The organism is Streptomyces sp. NPDC093094 (assembly GCF_044754345.1).
Taxonomy (GTDB): Bacteria; Actinomycetota; Actinomycetes; order Streptomycetales; family Streptomycetaceae; genus Streptomyces.
This window is the reverse complement of the sequence record NZ_JBIVOX010000033.1, coordinates 1-18,685: the sequence shown is the minus strand read 5'-3', so window position 1 is coordinate 18,685 and position 18,685 is coordinate 1. Positions and strand designations below refer to the sequence as shown.

At 70.7% G+C, this 18,685-nt stretch carries 21 protein-coding genes and 3 pseudogenes; 16 read left to right on the top strand and 8 right to left on the bottom strand.

The genetic code is table 11. The annotated features are described in order from the left end of the window. Positions 1-14 precede the first annotated feature (14 nt). From ACIQGV_RS37935 to ACIQGV_RS37890, 10 genes and pseudogenes are all read left to right on the top strand, one after another. A complete protein-coding gene (locus ACIQGV_RS37935; RefSeq protein ID WP_402503723.1) occupies positions 15-2,108 on the top strand; it encodes an integrase in 2,094 nt (697 codons plus the stop codon). Beyond that, complete coding sequence (locus ACIQGV_RS37930) at positions 2,105-2,515, top strand: hypothetical protein (RefSeq protein WP_402503610.1); 411 nt, start codon at positions 2,105-2,107, stop codon at positions 2,513-2,515. The genes ACIQGV_RS37935 and ACIQGV_RS37930 overlap by 4 nt, the downstream gene beginning before the upstream one ends. Before the next feature lie 89 nt (positions 2,516-2,604). Further along, entirely contained in the window at positions 2,605-3,030 is a 426-nt protein-coding gene (locus tag ACIQGV_RS37925; protein WP_402503607.1) for a hypothetical protein, read from the top strand. A 3-nt stretch (positions 3,031-3,033) separates the two neighbouring features. Then, entirely contained in the window at positions 3,034-5,157 is a 2,124-nt protein-coding gene (locus ACIQGV_RS37920; RefSeq protein WP_402503604.1) for a SpoIIE family protein phosphatase, read from the top strand. Positions 5,158-5,191: 34 nt separating this feature from the next. Then, on the top strand, positions 5,192-6,070 hold the full coding sequence (locus tag ACIQGV_RS37915; RefSeq protein ID WP_402503602.1) for an AAA family ATPase: 879 nt from the start codon (positions 5,192-5,194) through the stop codon (positions 6,068-6,070). 99 nt (positions 6,071-6,169) lie between these two features. Next, entirely contained in the window at positions 6,170-6,472 is a 303-nt protein-coding gene (locus tag ACIQGV_RS37910) for a hypothetical protein (RefSeq protein WP_402503600.1), read from the top strand. Positions 6,473-6,571: 99 nt separating this feature from the next. Then, the gene (locus tag ACIQGV_RS37905) at positions 6,572-7,249 is read left to right on the top strand and encodes a GGDEF domain-containing protein (protein WP_402503598.1); all 678 of its coding nucleotides are present in this window, start codon (positions 6,572-6,574) and stop codon (positions 7,247-7,249) included. Continuing rightward, positions 7,231-7,690 (top strand): annotated as a pseudogene (locus ACIQGV_RS37900) (hypothetical protein). The gene ACIQGV_RS37905 and the pseudogene ACIQGV_RS37900 overlap by 19 nt, the downstream one beginning before the upstream one ends. Before the next feature lie 301 nt (positions 7,691-7,991). Next, a complete protein-coding gene (locus ACIQGV_RS37895; RefSeq protein WP_402503596.1) occupies positions 7,992-8,195 on the top strand; it encodes a hypothetical protein in 204 nt (67 codons plus the stop codon). Beyond that, positions 8,195-8,677, top strand: a complete 483-nt coding sequence (locus ACIQGV_RS37890) for a hypothetical protein (protein ID WP_402503594.1) — start codon at positions 8,195-8,197, stop codon at positions 8,675-8,677. The genes ACIQGV_RS37895 and ACIQGV_RS37890 overlap by 1 nt, the downstream gene beginning before the upstream one ends. A 414-nt stretch (positions 8,678-9,091) precedes the next feature. Here ACIQGV_RS37890 and ACIQGV_RS37885 read toward each other — a convergent pair whose 3' ends face one another. The 3 genes from ACIQGV_RS37885 to ACIQGV_RS37875 are packed head-to-tail and all read right to left on the bottom strand — an operon-like array spanning position 9,092 to position 9,959. Then, complete coding sequence (locus ACIQGV_RS37885; RefSeq protein WP_402503593.1) at positions 9,092-9,304, bottom strand: hypothetical protein; 213 nt, start codon at positions 9,302-9,304, stop codon at positions 9,092-9,094. Next, complete coding sequence (locus ACIQGV_RS37880; protein ID WP_402503591.1) at positions 9,301-9,759, bottom strand: hypothetical protein; 459 nt, start codon at positions 9,757-9,759, stop codon at positions 9,301-9,303. Before ACIQGV_RS37880 ends, ACIQGV_RS37885 begins: the two co-directional genes overlap by 4 nt. Continuing rightward, on the bottom strand, positions 9,756-9,959 hold the full coding sequence (locus ACIQGV_RS37875; RefSeq protein ID WP_402503588.1) for a hypothetical protein: 204 nt from the start codon (positions 9,957-9,959) through the stop codon (positions 9,756-9,758). The genes ACIQGV_RS37880 and ACIQGV_RS37875 overlap by 4 nt, the downstream gene beginning before the upstream one ends. Positions 9,960-10,140: 181 nt before the next feature. Between ACIQGV_RS37875 and ACIQGV_RS37870 the strand changes: the two genes are divergently transcribed. The 3 genes from ACIQGV_RS37870 (at position 10,141) to ACIQGV_RS37860 (ending at position 12,667) form a co-directional block, all read left to right on the top strand. Next, a complete protein-coding gene (locus ACIQGV_RS37870) occupies positions 10,141-10,893 on the top strand; it encodes a DUF6879 family protein (protein ID WP_402503586.1) in 753 nt (250 codons plus the stop codon). 9 nt (positions 10,894-10,902) lie between these two features. Continuing rightward, positions 10,903-11,754, top strand: a complete 852-nt coding sequence (locus tag ACIQGV_RS37865) for a helix-turn-helix domain-containing protein (protein WP_402503583.1) — start codon at positions 10,903-10,905, stop codon at positions 11,752-11,754. 238 nt (positions 11,755-11,992) lie between these two features. Then, positions 11,993-12,667 (top strand): HNH endonuclease family protein, encoded by a 675-nt coding sequence (locus ACIQGV_RS37860; protein WP_402503581.1) that lies wholly within the window; start codon positions 11,993-11,995, stop codon positions 12,665-12,667. Between the two features lie 44 nt (positions 12,668-12,711). On the opposite strand, the gene ACIQGV_RS37855 is transcribed toward ACIQGV_RS37860, so the two are convergent. Beyond that, positions 12,712-13,173 (bottom strand): hypothetical protein, encoded by a 462-nt coding sequence (locus tag ACIQGV_RS37855; RefSeq protein ID WP_402503578.1) that lies wholly within the window; start codon positions 13,171-13,173, stop codon positions 12,712-12,714. A 602-nt stretch (positions 13,174-13,775) separates the two neighbouring features. On the opposite strand from ACIQGV_RS37855, the gene ACIQGV_RS37850 reads away from it, so the two are divergent. Next, positions 13,776-14,273, top strand: a complete 498-nt coding sequence (locus tag ACIQGV_RS37850; protein WP_402503576.1) for a lamin tail domain-containing protein — start codon at positions 13,776-13,778, stop codon at positions 14,271-14,273. A 385-nt stretch (positions 14,274-14,658) separates the two neighbouring features. Further along, entirely contained in the window at positions 14,659-15,039 is a 381-nt protein-coding gene (locus ACIQGV_RS37845) for a GPI anchored serine-threonine rich family protein (RefSeq protein WP_402503574.1), read from the top strand. A 296-nt stretch (positions 15,040-15,335) separates the two neighbouring features. On the opposite strand, the gene ACIQGV_RS37840 is transcribed toward ACIQGV_RS37845, so the two are convergent. The 4 genes and pseudogenes from ACIQGV_RS37840 to ACIQGV_RS37825 all read right to left on the bottom strand — a co-directional run. Beyond that, positions 15,336-16,139 carry a hypothetical protein gene (locus tag ACIQGV_RS37840; protein WP_402503571.1) on the bottom strand — a complete coding sequence of 268 codons (804 nt, stop codon included), beginning with the start codon at positions 16,137-16,139 and terminating at the stop codon, positions 15,336-15,338. 11 nt (positions 16,140-16,150) lie between these two features. Further along, entirely contained in the window at positions 16,151-17,032 is an 882-nt protein-coding gene (locus ACIQGV_RS37835; RefSeq protein WP_402503568.1) for an XRE family transcriptional regulator, read from the bottom strand. After that, positions 17,029-17,271, bottom strand: coding sequence for a hypothetical protein (locus tag ACIQGV_RS37830; protein WP_402503565.1), 243 nt, complete (start codon positions 17,269-17,271; stop codon positions 17,029-17,031). The genes ACIQGV_RS37835 and ACIQGV_RS37830 overlap by 4 nt, the downstream gene beginning before the upstream one ends. A 562-nt stretch (positions 17,272-17,833) precedes the next feature. Beyond that, positions 17,834-18,019 (bottom strand): annotated as a pseudogene (locus tag ACIQGV_RS37825) (IS5/IS1182 family transposase); the annotation flags it as partial. Between the two features lie 139 nt (positions 18,020-18,158). On the opposite strand from ACIQGV_RS37825, the pseudogene ACIQGV_RS37820 reads away from it, so the two are divergent. Next, positions 18,159-18,685 (top strand): annotated as a pseudogene (locus tag ACIQGV_RS37820) (hypothetical protein); the annotation flags it as partial.

The window sequence follows — 18,685 nt, the reverse complement described above, 5'->3', positions numbered from 1 at the left end:
CGTACGTGCTGTCGATGCCCCACGAGGACAGCCCGGTGGTCCTGTCCGCGTGGATCAGCCCTGGCAACACGCATCCGAACTCCCGTTACCGGGATGCCGTGTGGTCGATGGCCCCGCTCATCGACAACCCCGGAACCGGCCTGGGCAAGATTCACTGGAAGAACTGCCCCGATTCCCTGCGGGAGCAGGTCAAGCTCGTGGCCTGGACGATGATCAACGGCCGGCTCCGGCCCACCTACCTCTCCACCCGCGGCGTCGTGGCGCGCGGCCGGACGTCCGGTCCCGACATGCGCGCCACCTGCTACGAGTGGATGCGACTCGCCCGCTGGCTGCACAAACGCCACCTGCCCAGCCTCGCCGCGTGCACCGAAGACGAGTGGCGAGCCTATGCGAGTGAGCGCCTGGGCAAGGGCGTGTCCCGCGAAACGGCTGCGATCATCTGTGCCCGGCTGACGGACCTGTGGGCATTCGACCAGCTCAGCGCCAGTCCCTGCGGCATCACGCAGCCTCCGTGGGAGACCGAAGGAGTCGACGACTTCCTTCCCGCGTTCGGGAACACCGCGCTCGGGGAGAACTCGACGGAGCCGTTGGACCCGCTGGTCCTCGGCCCCTTGCTGATCTGGGCCATCCGGCTGGTCGACGACCTCGCCGACGACATCCTGGCGGCCTGGACCGAACGCTGCCGCCTGGCCGATCTCGCCACTTCGAACAAAGCCAGCCCGGCCGGCTGGGCCGCTCTAGAGAAGCTACTGCTTCCCCTGGTGCGCAGCGGTGCCCCGCTGCCCGCGACCTGGGTGGGAAACCGGTTCTGGGTGGCCCGCACGTACGTCGGCGCTGTCACCGGCGCCAGTCCCGGTCAGGTCGTGCGGTTCACCCAGCAACATGGCCTGAGGGAGATCGTCGGACAACGGCCCGGGCCTTGCCCCTTGATGGTGCCGGTCCGCGGGCAGATCAACGGGAAGCCGTGGCGCGAGAAGATCGACTTCAGCGAGGCAGCGGAGCTGATGCGCCACCTTGGCACCGCTGCCGCGATCATCTGCCTCTACCTGACCGGTATGCGCACGCAGGAGGTCCAAAGCCTGCGGTCCGGATGCTGCCCCGACCCAGCCCCTGGGGACGACGGAACTCCCGGACGGCACTTGATTCGCAGCCACCACTTCAAGAACGTCACCGACGAGGACGGCAACCACGTGTCCGCCGGTGAGGAGCGCAGCGTCCCGTGGGTTGCGATCACACCGGTCGTCCACGCCATCCGGGTGCTGGAGCGGATGGTCCCGCCAGGAGAACTCCTCCTCAGCGCCGCCCACCACAACCATCACCATCGCCTCGGGGCACTGAAGAAGGACACGCTGGCGATGCGCATCAAAGCTTTCGTGGCCTGGGTGAACCACGAGGCCGCAGCCCAGGGCCTTCCTGAGCAGAGCATCCCCGAGGACCCCCACGGCCCGATCCGGCTGGGCCGGTTCAGACGGACCCTGTCCTGGCATATCGCCCGGCGCCCCGGCGGCCTGATCGCGCTCGCCATCCAGTACGGGCACATGCGCACCGTGCTGGACGCTCGCACCTCCGCTGGCTACGGCGCCCGCAGCCGCCGCGGCATCCACGCGGTACTCGACGTCGAAACCGCACTGGCCGCCGCCGACACCGCAGCGCGACTACGAGACCAGGTCGCCGCCGGCGAACGGATCTCCGGACCCGCCGCCCGCAGAGCGCTCACCGCCGCTGTCCACACCCCTCGCTTCGAGGGCCGCATCGTCCCCCGCACCTTCGCGAGGAAGGCCGCAGCCTTCCTCGCCCGAGACGGCGTCGTGCTGTTCGACAACCCCGATGCGTTCCTGATCTGCGCGTTCAAGCACGACAACGCGCTATGCGAACCCGAACCGGGCGCCACTGCTCCAAGGCAGTACGACTGCCGACCCGGCTGCGGCAACGCCGTCCGCACCGACACCCACGCCCGTCGCCTGCGCGAACGCGCCGACGAGATCGACCAGCTTGCGGCCCACGCACCACAGCCCGTCGGTAAGCGTCTGCGCGCCAACGCCACCCGGCTCCGCGAAACAGCCGACACACACGACGTCACCGCCCAACCCGCCGAGGCCCTCACATGAATCAGCAGCACCTGGGCGAGCGCGCCCGCATCCGCGAAGCCATGGACCGGCTCCTGACCGGGCAGGCCACCACATCCAACGGCAGCCTCACCGTGGTCGCCCTCGCCGCCGAGGCCGGCGTGCACCGCATGGCCTTGCAGAAGCGGCATATCGATCTGAAGCACGAGTTCTACGAACGTGTCCGCAAGGAAGCACGCCAGGTCCCAGAGCCGGAGAAGCGGCTGCGGACGACGGTCGCCAAGCTCAAGAAGACCCTTGCCAACAAAGAGGCTGAGCTCGAAGAACTCCGTCGGCTGGTCACCAACCTCACCCTCGCCAGCGCCGTTCTCACTGCAGGCAAGGGGCCTTCAGCACAGGCTGCCCCAGCCGCTGAGAACGTGATCCCCTTCCGCCCCACCACCGGCTGAGGCTGCCAGCCGAGGCAAGGCACTGCGCACTCTCCAGAGAGGCAGACCCCCGAAAGGCCGTTACGGCATAGCGGGCATATTATCCCTATATGGGTGATGTGCGGTGTGGCTGGTGCGGTGCCTGGCTGCCGGGGCCGACGGGCCACGGGCGCCGCTACTGCCAGCCGGCCCACCGGCAGGCGGCCTGGCGGGCCCGACGCCGGTGGCAGGAGGCCGCGCCCGAGCGGAACAGGGTCGCCGCGGCGGGCGAGGTCCTGCTGTCGCAGGTGAAGGGCCTCGCCCAGGTCCCCGGATCACCGCCCTCGCCGGGAACGCCCCCGGGATGGCATTGCGCGGCGGTCGCCCGCATCCCTGAGCTGGCCGGGGAGCTGGTCCGCGCGGCGGTGCTCGCGGACCGGCGGGCCGGGGCCAGCTGGGCTCAGATCGGTGCGGGGCTGGGGATCAGCGCCGAGGCCGCCCGCGCCCGCTTCGGGCGCGCCCGCAGCGTGGCCCGGTCCGGCCGGAGCGGGCGGTAGGCCATGCGGCGGCCCACCGCGCCCAGCGCCCTCGTAGGGTCCGGCGTGGCACTGCCCGATTCCGTCCTCGCCGACGTCATGCGCGACACCGCCGCCTCCGTGGGGCTGCTCTACCTGCTGCCGTCGACCGATCGGGTCCTGCGTCTGGTCCTGGCGGGCGGCGTGTCGGGGCGGATCGCCGCCCCGTGGGCCCGCATCCCGCTGGACGCCGCCATCCCGGTGGCGGACGCCGTACGGGAGCGCTCCATGGTCTGGCTGGGCAGCCAGGAGGACGTCGCCCGCCGCTACCCCAGGGTCGGCCTCGTCCTGCCCTACGACTTCATGCTCGCCGCGGCCCCGATCACGAGCAACGGCACCGTGTGGGGCGGCGTCGTGCTGCTGTGGCCCGTCTGGCACCCGCCGCAGCTCAGCACGGCCGAAGAGGAATCGATCAACACCTGCTGCCGCCGCGCGGCAGCGATCCTGCACCAGGCCGCCGCCAGCGGCCACCCGCTCAAGCCCCCGGACGAGCCCCGCCTGCTCCCAGCGCCACACCCTCGTGAAGCCGACCCCATGCAGGCCACCGCTGCCCTGGACTTCACCGCGCGCCTGCCCATGGGCTGCTGCGCCCTGGACCTGGACGGCCGGCTCACCTTCATCAACCCCGCCGGCACCGATCTGGTCGGCGTTCCCGCAGGCTCCCTACTCGGCAACCGCCCCTGGGAGGTGCTCCCCTGGCTGCACGAGCCGGTGTTCGAAGACCGCTACCGGGCGGCGGTGGTCAGCCGCCAGCCCACCTCCTTCACCGCCCGCCGCCCACCCGACACCTGGCTGCTCTTCCAGCTCTACCCCGACGACAGCGGCATCAGCGTCCACATCACCCCCGCTGACACACACCCGCCCGCCACCACACACCCGCTGCCGCAGCCCGCGGAGCCCATCGGCGCGACAGCCCTGTACCACCTGACCCACCTGGCCACCGCGCTGGCCGAGGCCGCCGGCGTGCACGACGTGGTCGAGCTCGCCGCCGACCAGATCGTGCCCGCCTTCGGCCCCAAAGCCCTGGCCCTGCTGACCGTGAAAGAAGGGCGCCTGCACATCACCGGCTACCGCGGCTACAGCCCGGAACTGATGGGCCGTTTCGACGCCACCCCGCTAACCTCCGACACCCCGGCCGTCCGTGCCATCACCACCGGCACGCCCGCCTTCTTCCCCACCTTCGCCGACCTCAAGAAGGCATATCCGCCGGCCGTGCACCAGGACGCGATGGCCTCCTGGGCCTTCCTCCCGCTGATCGTCTCCGGCCGCCCGGTCGGCTCCCTCGTCCTCGCCTACGACCAGCCCCGTACCTTCCCGCCCGCCGAACGCGCCCTGCTCACCTCGCTGGCCGGCCTGATCGCCCAGGCCCTCGACCGCGCCCGCCTCTACGACGCCAAACACGCCCTCGCCCACGGCCTGCAGACCGGTCTGCTGCCCCGCACCCTGCCGCACATCCCCGGCCTGGACGCCGCCGCCCGCTACCGGCCCGCCAGCCACGGCATCGACATCGGCGGCGACTTCTACGACCTCATCCCCTGCACCAACGCAACCGCCGCCGTGGCCATCGGCGACGTCCAAGGACACGACCCCACCGCCGCCGCCCTCATGGGCCAGATCCGCACCGCCGTACGCGCCCACGCCACCACCGGCTCCACCCCCGGCGACGTCCTCGCCCGCACCAACCGCCTCCTGTGCGATCTGGACCCCGGACTGTTCGCCAGCTGCCTCATCGCCCACCTCGACCCCACCCACCACCGCGTACGAATGGCCACCGCCGGCCACCCGCCTGCCCTGCTCCGCCATCCCGACGGCCGCACCGACACCCTCCGCCTGCCCCCCGGCCTGCTGCTGGGCATCGATCCCGACGCCGACTACCCCACCACCGAGATCCCGCTCGCACCCGGATCCGTCCTCGCCCTGTACACCGACGGACTCGTCGAAACCCCCGGCACCGATATCGACGACGCGACCGCCGCCCTCGCCGCCCACCTGGCAGCGGCAAAGGACGAGAGCCTGGAAACTCTCGCCGACGCACTCCTCGACCACGCCGAACGATCCGCGCCCCGCAACGACGACATCGCACTGCTCCTTCTCCGCCCGCGCGGGTAGCCCTGCAACGCGACCGGAGACTGAACACAACGACTTGACAGGGAACGCGACCAACGTTGAACAGTCAGTGAGAGTGGGGCTGGTGATGGCCGCCAAGCGCCACGGCATGCCCACCGCCGCGGTCCTCGTGTCCACACCCCTGTCGGTCTGCCTTCAGCGGCAGGGACTGCGCCCAGCCAACCGGCGCGTGCCCGAGGACGTCGTCCGCGCCCAGCACCAGGCGATGACCTACTCCCACCAACATTTGGCCGCCGAAGGGTTCACCACCGTCGTCTTCGCCGACACCCTGAACCGGCTGGAGCCGTTCCTGAAGCGGCTCTCCGCCCGCCACGAGGCCGACCTCGGCCACGACGGCAGCCCGGGACTGAGCGACCTGCTCCTGGTCCGCCGCACGTTCGACCCCGACATCCTGCCGGTGTGGCGATGGAAGGACGGCTCCGACATCGCCGGCGGCGACCGCGTCGCGGAGATCCGCCTCGGCCAGCAGCACCTCACCCTGGCCCTGCGCACCGACGTCGACGGCGAGGGCGACATCGGCTTCGACGTCATGGTGCCCTGCCCCGCCGACCCCGAATGCGGCGGCTACGCCTGGACGCCGGCCTGCAGCATCACCGACCTGCACCGCGCGCTCACCGGCGAACTGGACCACCGGGACGGCATCGTGTGCGACGTCCACGGCAGCTACGACGACACCGACCAGGACGAGCACCCCCACCCCCTCACCCCGGCAGCCCTCGAGACGGGGGACGAGTGGTGGCACAGCTGCCCGCAGTGCCACCTCCCCGTCCAGGGCGGCCCCGCAGGTCTCGCCGCGCACCGCACCACCGTCCACGCCCTCGCCGACGGTCAGGACGACGACCCCGAAGGCCGCGCCGCCCTCGAAGAGCAGGCCCTCGAAGCGATCCGAGACTGACCGGCTTTTCCGTACTGCCCGGCCCCCGGCACACCAGCGGGGCCGCGACGGCCGCGGTGGTCCCTCACCCAGCCATTGAACAGAGAGGAGCCGGACGTCATGCACCTGCGCATCTACGAGGTCGACGTCCCCATCCACCACAGCAACAACCCCGGCCAGCATGGCGTGCACGTCTTCACCGGCCTCGCCGACTCCCCCGCCGCAGCCCTGCGCCGCGCGCAAGAGGTGTACGACGCCGCGCTCGCCGCGCACACGGCCGGACTCGAGATCCCCGGCAAGCAGCCGGACAGCTGGGCAGCGCGCGGGCTGAGGCCCGGCTGGCAGATGGAGTGGCCCGCCGCACAGGCCCGCCTGTGGCACGACTGCGTCGGCTGGAGCAGCCGCAGCGGTCTCACGCTGTAGATCCGCCCCGGGACGGCCGCCAAAAGGCCGGAAAACCAGTCGGCTGTCCCGGGCCCACCCACCTCGTGTACGAGACGAGACAGACAGGAGATCATCAGTATGGCTTCCGTCCTGCGTATGCAGGCCCGAATCGGGCAGCACGCACTCTTACTGACCACCGCGGCCGTGCCGTTGACCGGCTGGGCCGTGCACGCCGTCACGCTGTACAAGCAGCTCGCCCGGACCCGCCGCGACCCGCTGACGGGCCTGCTGCGCCGCGATGCCTACACCGCCCGCGCCCGCCGGATCCTGGCCCGTCACCGCGACAGCGTGGCCGTGGTGATGGTCGACGCCGACCACTTCAAGCAGATCAACGACACCCTCGGCCATGCGGCCGGGGACGCCGTCCTTGCCGCGTTCGGCGCCCGGCTCACCGCCTGGGCGGGCCCGCGCGCGTCCGTCGGCAGGCTCGGCGGCGACGAGTTCGCGATTGTCCTCCAGCTGTCCGCCACGTGTGTGGAGCAGCGCCTGGAGGAGCTGGTCCGAATGCTGCACACCCCGGTCACCCTGGACGACGGCCGTACCGTCGACGTCGCCGCCTCCGTCGGCGCCGCGACCCCCGCCGTCCTCGGCTCCCGTGACCTGACTGCGTTGCAGCGGGCCGCCGATGCCGCCCTGTACGACGGCAAGCACTCCGGTCGCGCACGCGTCGCCACCGCCGCGCACACCACGGTCCCGTCGATCAACGGACGCCGTGCCGGACGGTCGGGCACAGCCGGGTGGGGGCGAGCCGCATAACCCCCGCCGCGCACGAGAACGACTGGATCCGCGGGATCAGCGTCCAGCAGTCGCACGCCACCTGCATCCTCACCGGCGCCAAGAACGTCGAGAACCTTCCTCAGCCCTGGAGTTGGCGCCGACTGGATGCTCCTGCACGCGGGCCAGCAGATCGACCGGCCCGCCCTGCGCGTGCCGCTGATCGCCCGCACGACCCACGGCCGGGAGCTGACTACCGGAGCCGTGATCGGCGTGGCCCGCCTGGTTGACTGCCACCGCGACCTCGGGGGCTCTGCCCTGCACGTCGTGGGGGTATACCGGCACCTGGCACCTGGTCCTGGAGGACGTCCAGGAGTTGCCGCTGCCGGTCCTCGCCACCGGACAGCTCGGGCCCTGAAAACCGGCCGAGGACCTGCTGGATCGCATCGCATGTTCCAGCGGCTGCCCCTCTTCCGGCCATGACCGACAGGGGACGCGCGAAGCAGAAACCGCCGTTCGAGCCGGGCCTGATTCCGGTCTCCGGCGAACTTCTCGTCTGGCGCGATGGCCGGTACTTCAACCGCCGGCAGGACCTCCTCTTGTCCGTTGTGCAGCCAGCCCACGCCCATGCGCTCCCACGCTGGCGAGCCCGTGCACAAGGCATGGGCCGAGGACTGGATCACCGCCAGCCCCGTTGAGGCCCGCCTCGAGCGGTTCGCCTCCGGCCTCACGCTGAAGCCCAAGGGCCAAGGCGACCACTCCCGACCTCCACCTGGAGGACCTCATGAGCAACACCGAACGCGACGTCGATCACACCCTCGCCTACCCCGAGCCGCCCGCCTCCCCGCTCTGGCACCGCCACGGCGCGAAGGCCCGCCCGCTTACCGACGCACAGCGCCAGCGCAACCGCGAGCTGCTGGACATCGCGCAGCGCACCACCCGACCCTCCTCCCCTCGCCCCACCGAGACCCTGGCGGAGGCCAGCTGATGGACACCAAACACTGCACCGTCGACGGCTGGGTCGACGCGATACCCGTTTCCGGCCCGCGCGGCACCGCCGCCTTCGACCTGGTCGTCCGCCCCGCCGACATCGACACCGTCGTCGACGACGCCCCCGATACGGTCATCACCTGCACCAGCGCAGACCCCCGGATCACCCACGAGCTGCTGACCGGCATCCAGCCCGGCGACCTGCTGCGCGTCACCGGCACCCTGGTCCAGCCGCCGGCACCTGGTGGGAACGCCCAGCTCACCGTCAACGCCCTGGAGGTCCTGGACACCGGCTGCATCGCGGTCCTGCGGGACATGGTGCTCGACAGGTACGGCGACTACTGCGTCATCTTCGACGCAGACACCGACGCCGTGCCCGTCTTCACCGCCTTCGGGCTGTGGGTTGGCGTGGCGGACAACCCCGATGCCATCGCCACTCTCATCGACATCCACGAGCGCGTGAACGGCGGTGACGCCTGAATAGCCACCGCCAGCATGCAAACCCGCACGGTCCTGGAACGGTTTCCCGCCTGTGTCGGGTGTGCAGGAGTTCCTCACCCGGCAGAGCAGTGGTGTGCGGTGAAGGTTCCGGTCCGTCACATCGCAAGCTCCACAATGGAGGGCCTCGCGGCCAGGAATCAGGCCCCGCGCACCGAGCAGGACACCTCCGTCTTCTACGCTGCTTGCAGCGAAACCGCCGAGCCGACCGCAGCGGGCCAAGGCCCGGCACCGTCCGCTTGACGCACTCGCCTGAGCGGCCGCCCGGTACTGCTCGCCCTCGGGCGACCGCCGCTCCGCACCCGCCCGCTCGTCGGCCAGGACGGCCCCATGCAGCCTTCAGGCGGCCCCCCGGCCCGATCCGCCGGGCGGCCGTAGCTCCTCAGGTACGGCCGCTCACTGCGCCCGCCGAGTCCAGGCCCGGGCCCGCTTTTCATGGTGGTTGCGCATCTCGACGTTCAGGTCCGACACCTTCGACCAGTCCTGCCGGGCCGTCGCGGCCGTCCGCTCACGCGCCAGCGCCTGACACACATCACAGCCCGCCGCCGGCTCCGCAGGATCCAGCGGCATCCCGACCGCCGGGGCCTCCTCCATGGTCTTGCTCCTCACGCTGTCCTCCCCAGGAGCCGACATCCGCCGGGACCCAGCGCGGCGGCAAGCACAGCGGAATCGGTGAGACGGCCCGAACCGTCCGGACGCCACAGCCAATACCGCCGGTCGATCTCCCAGCCCGGCGCAGGACACCGCAGCGCCCAGCCAGTGGGATGGACCGTCACCTGCCGGATGCCGGCCAGATCCTCGTCGGCGTCGAGGGGGACCAGCCACCACGCCCGGTCCGCATACGGATCGGCCAGTACCGGTCCACGTAGTGCCTCCGGGATCCGGCTCGCGGCCGGCAAGCCGTGGACGACGCTGGTCTCCGCGACGAGCCAATGGACGCCGGAGACGAAGGGGACGAGACGGTCGGCGTCCCACTCGGCGCGGACGAAATCCGGGTCTTGGGTGCACCTGGCGAGCCATGTCTCCCCGGCTACATGCCGCTGAGCAACGCTCGACGCCCTCATGCCACGCCTTCTCGGTGGAGCGCGGCGGCCAGGCGCACCGCGACGTCCGCACGGATGCGGCCAAAGGCGACCAGGCGAAGAGACGGCGCGCCCGCGTCGACGGCGAGGGAGGGCAGGACGATCCCTGCCTTGTCGAGGGCGGCGCGCAGCGGCTCCACAGCAGTGAAAGGGTCTACGACGTCTTGCAGGTCTGGTGCCATGAACCGGACCGTAAGGACGGCTTGTTGACACGGGCCAGGCGATGTTCTCGAATGTTCTCGCTCTCTGATGGAATGTTCTCGTGTGGTCGCACGCGGGCCGCGCCAGGCTGTGGATAGGGCCCGCCCAGGGTGGTGATGCTGGTGGCGACCAGTGCCCGACACGGAGGGAGGGACCAGGACCATGGCACGACGCCTGCGGTTCACCGGTACCGACAGCAAGAACGGCGGCTGCCCTGCACTGCATGAGGACGTAGCGACAGGTGACGTCATCGTGCAGGGCCCGCCCGTGACCGACCCTGATGAGCTCGCGCAGCTCCAGCACCTCGGCGGCGGTGATGCTGCCGTCGTGGTTCCGCGCGAGCTGCTCGTCAACCATGCCCCGAAGGAGATGCAGCGCGTGCCCAAGCTGATCAGCCCCGAGGAGTTCGGGCGGCTCTTCGCGACGTTCGAGCACTCCGCGTGGCACCTGGAGACACGGCGTGGGTACGCCTCGGACCTGGAAGATCCGGCTTATGCGGAATTCCTCGCCACTGGCACGGCGCCCGCAGACCTGGACAGCGGCTGGTGCACGAACATCAGCCGCCAGACCGCGGCCGGTAAGCGGGTCGGTCGGGTCCGGGTCGTCGACAGTCCGCCGACCGAGGGCCAGCGGTTCCTGCTGTCCTACGCACGGGTCAACGCGGCCACCGGTGAGGACGCCAGGTGCCTGTGCCGTGAGGACGCCGAGCGGGCGCACCTCGGTGACGAGGACTTCTGGATCTTCGACAGCCGCTTCGTCGCCGTCCTGCGCTTCGACGACACCGACACCTGGCACGACGTGGAGATCATCACCGAGCCCGCCGAGGTGCTGCGCTACTGCCAGGTCCGTGACACTGCCGTGCACGCCTCGGTGCCGTACGACGAGTTCGTCGCACAGCTCGATACGCACAGCTGACCTCCACCGGTGAGCACCGATTACCAGCAGGCCCGCGAGGCCCTCGGCATGCGCCTGAGGGAGCTGCGCATGTCGGCGCCTGACGGCCGGCTCACCGGTACCCAGCTCGCCGGGCGGCTCGGCTGGCCGCACTCCAAGGTGTACAAGCTGGAGGGCGGCCGTCAGACCGCTACGGCAGACGACCTCCGCGCATGGGCCGATGCAGTCGGCCATCCCGACGTGGCCGACGAACTCCTCGCCCGGCTGAAGGGCTTCGAGACCCACATCCGCTCCTGGCGCCGCCAACTCGCTGCCGGGCACCGGCCGGTCCAGGACAGCTGGAACCTCGCAGTCAGCCGCTGCTCGGTCATCTGCGCCTGGGAAGAGGCCGTCGTCCCCGGGATGCTCCAGACCGCCGACTACGCCCGTGCGATGTTCCTGCGCTACGCCGACCTGTACGGCACCAGACGCGACACCGAGGAAGCCGTACGGGTCCGCCTGCAGCGCCAGGCGTGGCTGTACGAGGGCGGCCACCAGTTCCGGGCGCTGATCTGGGAGGCGGCCCTGCATGCCCTGATCTGCTCCCCAGCGGTACTCGCGGCTCAACTCGACCGGCTCGCGGGCACGATCGGCATGGACACCGTCCAGGTCGGCATCATCCCGCTCAGTGCATCGCTGCGCATTCCGGCAGCGAACAGTTTCTGGATCCTCGACGAGCAGCTCGTGATCGCCGAGGACTGGCACGCGGAGATATGGCTCGACGACGCCGACTCCGTCGCGACCTACCTGCGGATCTGGGGAGCGCTGAGCGAGTCAGCGGTGTACGGATCCGACGCCCAGAACATCATCGCGCGGGCACACCGGTCGCTCAGCCCGCGCTGACCTCAGGCGTGGGAAGGGCCCCCTCCACCTGAAGGTGAAGAGCGACGCCCCGCGGGGTGCTCTGTGCTTCCTAGACGCGGAAGGGCAGTGGTGGGCAAACACGCACCTGTCTTTGCGAATCGGGCGAGAACGTCTGGAGCAACTCGGTAAGGCGTTCGGGTGACTGCCTTCACCCCGGCGGCTCACCCGGCGCCCGGCAACGGCTGAGGCAGGATCGTCAGGCGCTATCACAGGGCCGGTGATCCGACTCGTACACGGCCTGGCCGTGCTCGCCCTTGCCCTCAGCCCCGTCGCCGCAGCCGGTCCCGCCCACGGGGCCCCGGCCGACCTGGTCGTCCTGCCGCTCGCTGACAGTGTCGCCGCTCTCCCCCTGCGCGCCGAGTCCCGCGATGGCTACACCCGCGACGCCTTCCGCCACTGGAACACCGGCGCCGACCCCACCGACGGCTGCTCCACCCGCGGTGAAGTCCTCATCGCCGAGGCCGTCACCGCCCCCGTCGTCGGCGTCGGCGTCGGCTGCGCCCTGACCGGCGGCACCTGGTACTCCTACTACGACGACATCACCGTCACCGCAGCCTCCAGCCTGGACATCGACCACATGGTCCCGCTCGCCGAAGCCTGGGACTCCGGCGCCTCCACGTGGGACTCGGCACGGCGCGAGGCTTACGCTAACGACCTCGCGCAGGAAAGCTCGCTGGTGGCCGTCACCGCACGCTCCAACCGCTCAAAGGCCGACCAGGATCCCGCCCAGTGGCTGCCCCCGACCCCGGGCGCGGTCTGCCGCTACACCTCGGAATGGACCGCGACGAAACTGCGTTGGACCCTCACCGCCGACCAGAGCGAACTCGACCGGCTCAACGAACTCGCCGCCGACTGCACCGAGACCCTGGTCGCCTACATCCCCGCCCCATAGAACGACAGCCCGCGCCACCGACGCAGCGCCGAGATGGCCGTTCCTCAAGCCTCCTCTGCATGCGTGGCGACGGCTTCGGCGCGGCTCTCGAACAGATCCCGGAGCATTTCCTGAGCTCCCGCCCGGTCCAGCTGGTCGCCTTGCACCAGGAGTAGGCGGGCTTTGGCCTCGACCCGGACCCATGCCAGCCGACTGCGCCGGTTCTCGGCGCGTCTGACGTCGCTGCGCAGGAATCCCGCTCCGGCCAGGAATCCAGCGGCGAGGAGGGCCAGCACCGCCGCGGGGACCCGGGCGTCCGGCGAAGCCAGGCCGGCGGCTCCGGACAGTCCGGCGAGGACTGCGGCGGGAAAGCCGAGCGCGATGTCGATGACACCCCAAAAACGCACCCGCTGGTGAGCGCTGCGTTCTCGCCGTTCCGCTTCAGCGAGCACGCGTTCGGCTTCGGCCCGGACATGCGTCGCATGGTCCTGCATGTTGTCGTGGGACTGCGTGCTGTCTGCGGCCACGGCTTCAGGGTCTCACCCGCCGCGCAACGGCACGGCTGAGCACACGCGGATCGACGTCCGGTGTCCTTCGGCCCGTACGGGTCTTCTCGTCGCTGCACACCCCGAGTGCGGACAAACCCGCACCCCCTCCCAGCGCCTACGCCACTGGTGACCGGGCGGGCAATGTCCCGGCCGGGCGCCCGCTCCAGCTCGGTCTCTTTACATGATCGAGTGCCCTGTTCTCACCGCGCTGTGACGACCACACTCCCCGGCACGGCAGATGCAGCAGGCTGTTACTCACTTTCGGGTGACAGGCCGGAGTCTGGCGGGGTGGCGTGCCGTGGCGGCAGGAGAGCACGGCCCCGCTCCCGCACCGGCCGATCATCCATCCAGACGTCAACCTCGCGAGCATGAGACATACATGGGCTTTACACTCAACAGTCACGGAAATATGGTCAACAGGTAACACAGCGCGTGTTTCCCTCTTAACTCCCGCACACGGTGGACAAAGTGTGGATGCGCGGCCAACCGGCCGCCACCCGCACACCGCACCCACCCCCGGACAGCCCCGCAAAAGCCGGCTGCCGCCGACGGGAGGGTGCCCGCACCATGCAGGGGGACTCATGTCTGCTTCCTCTACCGCCTCTTCCCGCCGTCTGCTCGCCGCCGCCCTCGCGGCCGGCGCCGTCATCGGAGCCGCGGCACTGCCGGCATCGGCCGCCGACCACGACCGCAACGCCCGCGCCCCCAGGGTGGAGATCTCGGACGTCCAGTACGACTCCCCCGGCCGCGACGACCGCTCCAACCGCTCCCTGAACAAGGAATGGGTGGAGCTGACCAACACCACCCGCCGCGCCGTCAACCTCGACGGCTGGACGCTGGAGGACGAGGACGGCCACACCTACACCTTCGACGGCTACCGCCTGCCCGGCCGCGCAACCGTCCGCATCCACACCGGCCAGGGCCGCGACACCCGCACCGACCTCTACCAGGACCGCCGCCACTACGTCTGGGACAACCGCTCCGACACCGCCACCCTGCGCAACGACCGCGACCGCTTCATCGACGACGAATCCTGGGGCAACAACAACCGCCACCACCACGGCGGCAACCGCCGCTGACCACAACCCGCAGTGCGCCGGTGACGGCTGAACACCGCACCCACGCACGCGCATGAAGCGATCGGCGCGCCCGGCCAGCTCCACGGCCGGGCGCGTCGTGTCGCTTCCTGGCAACTGCGCCCTCCGGTTCGAGGTGGGCCTGCGCTTTTGCCGGGGCGACGCCGGCCGCCGGGTCTGTATCGACGTGTACAGGATTCAGCAGCGGCGCTGTCGGCCGTGGGCCAGCATCCCAGGGGCGGGCCATCCAGGACGTGACGACTTTTCCGATGCAGTCGGGGCTCGGTATCACACCGGGCTCTGCGGGCGAAATGAGCGGGCCCGGGCTTCGTTTCATCAACCGTGCACAGCAACCCCATCACCCTGACGCGGCAGCGCCTCCTGGCCAATGCCGCCCTCGGCCTGGTCTACGCCACCGCCGCCAGTCTCACCCGGCCCCTGCCCGCCGTCGCAGCCGCCGGATTCGCCCATCACCAACGCCCAGTGGGAAGCAGGCAAGACCTACGCGATCATCTGGAGCGACGCCGCCCCTGGCGCGCAGCCGCTGAACCTTATGAAAGAACGGGCTACCGCTCTGCAGCAGGTCCTGCAGATCGCCATCGTCGAGGGGACCGACGGCCTGTGCGAGTGGGGGGTCCCCGCAGATCTCCCCACCGGCAGCGACTACGCCATCGCCCTCGGCACTCCCCCGGACACCGGATACACCGGCCTGTTCACCATCGCAGGCAGCGCCAGCCCCGACCCGGAGCCGGTACCCACACCCCGGTGACACCCTGAGAGGCGCAGCCCGGGCGGGGATTCCTTCATGTGCTCCCGCAAGCAGGGCAGGCTTCGCAGGACAGAACGGCCCCGTGCGGCGTGCGAGCGGAAGCACGGGGCCATGAGCCCTGCTGCAAAGTAGCCGGGCAATCGGACTGTAGGGCGATGTCGAGCCGTGTCGCACGCCTGGCGGGTCCCGGAGAGTGACAGCTGCGCACTGCTGCGCCTGCCGGGCAGGTTCGGGATCCGCGGGCAGCCCGTGCGTGGCAACCCCGACCGTGCTGACTGGCGCCTCCCTTTGGTCCTTCATCCGGGCGCGCCCTGGGTCGCGTTGTCCAGCGGGCGTTCGCTGGTCCGATAGGGGTCCTGGCTTCGGCGGGGCAGGACGCAGTCGATCAGGCGCTCTGGGCGCAGGGCCCAGGGCGGGGTGGCGGCGAGGATGAAGGCGATGCGGGCGGCGAAGCGGGGTTCGGGGACGGGGATCTCGACGTCGGGGTGGCGGCGGTAGCCGCGGGTGACGGCGCGGGCGACGTAGTTGGTGAGGGCTTCGGCCCGTTGCGGGCGGGCCCGGCCGGTGGGGTGGGTCAGGCGGTGAAAGATGCGCAGGACGGTGGGGATGCCGACGTCGAAGCGGAACCGGTTCAGGGGTGGGGTGATGCCGGTGACGGTGATGGTGTCGCATTCGACGGCCTGTTCCAGGCCGCTCTGGGCGTACCAGAAGTCGGCGGCGTGGTCTTCGCCGTGGGCGGTGTGGTGCAGGAAGAGGCAGTAGGCGGCGGCAGGGTGGGGGGCTGCGGCGGCGAACTGCCACCAGAAGCGGGCGCCGTCTTCGATGCCGGCGAGGTGGAGGGCGCAGCCCAGGAGCCAGGCGCCGTGGGGTTCGGGGATGGTGTCGGTGACGAACTCCAGGTCGTCTGCGGTGACGGCAGTGACGACCGCCTCGCACAGGTCATGCAGGTGGGCGGCGGCCGCGGGGTCGGTGGCGGGCGGTGCTGGAACGTGCGGGAGGGGGGTGAGGCAGGCGGTGTCGGCGTAGGAGACGGTGTCGGCGGGAACATCGGGGCGCGGGTTGAGGCGGGCGCGGGCGAGGAGGGCGTCGATGGGGGGCATGAGGGACGGGTTCACTCCTGGGTGAGGTCGGGGAGGAGGGCTTCGAGGGCGGCCCGGGCATGGTGGTCGATGGCGCGGGTGATGACGTCGCTGAGGCCGACGATGCCGGGGATCGCAGCGTCGGGGACGGCGCACAGGTAGCGCAGGACGGCGATGTCCATCTGGTCGTCCGGGAGGCGGCCGATGGCGTCGAACAAGCGCGTGAGTTCGCTCAGGGCGACGAAGTGGCCGGGCATGTGGTCATGGATCTCGGCGGTGGAGAACACCGCGGCGCGCAGGTCGGGGTGGCCGTGATGGTGGTGGGCGCGGGCCATGACCCGGGCGCGCAGCAGCTGCCAGGCATAGCGGGGAAGATTTTCGCTGGTGGCGGCTTCGTTCCAGGACAGCCAGAGGATGTCGAAGGTTTCCGCGACGACGGCGCCGGCACGCTGGTCGGTGAGGAGGAAGGCGCGGGCGTAGGCGGTGTAGGCGTCGCGGACGGTGTCGGTGAATGCCTCGTACGGCACGGGCGGCGGTTCCGGCTGAAGGGCGACCTGGCTGATGCTGCGCTCGATCCATGCTTCGGGCCGTCGTGCTTCGCGGGCGCCGGCGAGCCAGAGGCGGCGCATCGGTTCCAGGGGCAGGCCCAGGGCATGGATGACGCTGGAGGTGATCTCCCAGGCGGGGTAGTAGTCGTTGCCGCGCAGGAGTTCGCTGATGCGGGTCTTGGAGAAGCCCGAGCGGTTCACGAGGTCATCGAGGGTGATGCCGGAAGCGTGCAGGAATGCGCGCACCGGTTCCAGCCAGGCGCGGTGGAACAGGCCGGCACTCGCGGCGATCGGGGCGGGCGGGCGGCCGCGCCTGGTGGAGGTGTCCGGTGGGAGCGGCTGGTCGGCGTCCGGGGGCCAGATCATCGGGGCGCCTCCTGTCCCCCGCTGGCGGCCGGGCCGGGGCTTTCGGCGGCCGGGCCGAGGGGGTCGGCGGGGCGGGTGCCGTCGGGCGCGGTCAGGGCGTAGGCAATCTGCTGCACGAGCAGGCCCAGCGAGGGGACCACGACGGCGACGGCCGTCTCGTGGCCCAGCACGGTCATCACCGTGCTCCACGTGAGGACCACCGCCAGGACGGCGAGGGTCACCACCTTCTTACGTGCCATTGAATCCGTTTCCTTGTCAGAGAACCACTGATCCCCGCGCCAACAGCCCTTCCTGACAGCGGTGCTGAAGCGCCGTCAGGAAGGCGAGGTTCAGCATGGACCGGCCTGCGGCACGACCGCCACGTGATCATGGGGTTACGGAACAATGCGGCTCATCAGCCACCCCCCGCTACCTCCCGCCACCCGGGCCGCAGGAGTCAAATAGCCGCCGATTCAACCATTTGAGGGGGAAACGTCACTTCCGGCCCCGACCGGACGCACATGCCGCATCATGGGATGCGAGGGCGCCACATCGACGCCGCACCACCGTGCGGCCCCCTGTGCTGAAGCAACACCCAAGAAGGGGGCCGCACGGCCACCCCCCTCAGCCGCGGGTCATGGACATCACGAAACACCGGCCGGCTCCCGGACAGGTCAGGACGCCCGCAGCAGGACGGCAGCTGGGCCGGTCACACCGAGGGCCGTACTTGGCCCGGATGCAGTCCACGGCCCCTTCCGCGACGAGCCGGTGTCGAGGCTGATCTGCTCGGCGACCTGGTCCGCCCCTACAAGATCCTCAGCGGAAACCTGCTGCGAGGCGGGCGTGGGTGTCGCCGCATCGCAGGTGGGCCAGGACGAGCACGGCCTGCCGGCCACAGGTCGGGCGACGCCGGCGGGAGCCGATTTGTCGACGGTGGCCTGCGAGGAGACCGGACAGGTGCTGCAGAGAGCGGCTGGACAGGTCGATACCGGACGGGCAGACAAGCACGCGGAAGCTCCTGACAGACTGGTGATCTTGGTTGAGAACCCGCCTGCCCGGGGCTTCATCCTGTGGTCGGCCCAACGGCGTACTGCTTGTGCAGATTGGAAAGGGCTCGATGTCAGTGCCGTGCTGTTCACTTGGCCGCGTGGACGCCTCAGCTCTGCGCGCCCGTCTGAACGACGCCTGGCGCGCGCCCGAACTGCACTGTCCGCTGCCCATTCACGGGGCAGGGCATGTCTGTGTGCCCAGTGACGCGGAGGATCTGGCCGAGCTGGAGCGCGTCGCTGCGGACGTGGTTGACGGGACGGGTCTGCCGGTACGTGCCTGGGTCGTCGGGGGCAGGGCGGCAGAGGTGCCCGACGGTCCGCCGGTGGGCGGGGAGGGCGGGCTCCCCATCGGCGGGAAGGGCGGGCTGCTGGAGCTGCGCGGGTGGGTGCTGGCCGAGCACTGGTTCGGATACGGCGTGACGGCCACCGCCGAGGGCCCGCGCCGCGTGGTGGTCCTCGCCCGGCGCGCGTTCACCCGCCCGCCCGGGGCCGGGTGGGTGGCGTTGCTGCGGGAGGCCACCGGGCGGACGGAGCCCGATCGGTGCGGCGTCGACTGGGCCGCGACGGAGGCAGCGCTGGGCACCGCGCTGCCCGGTGACTACAAGGACATCGTCGACGCCTTCGG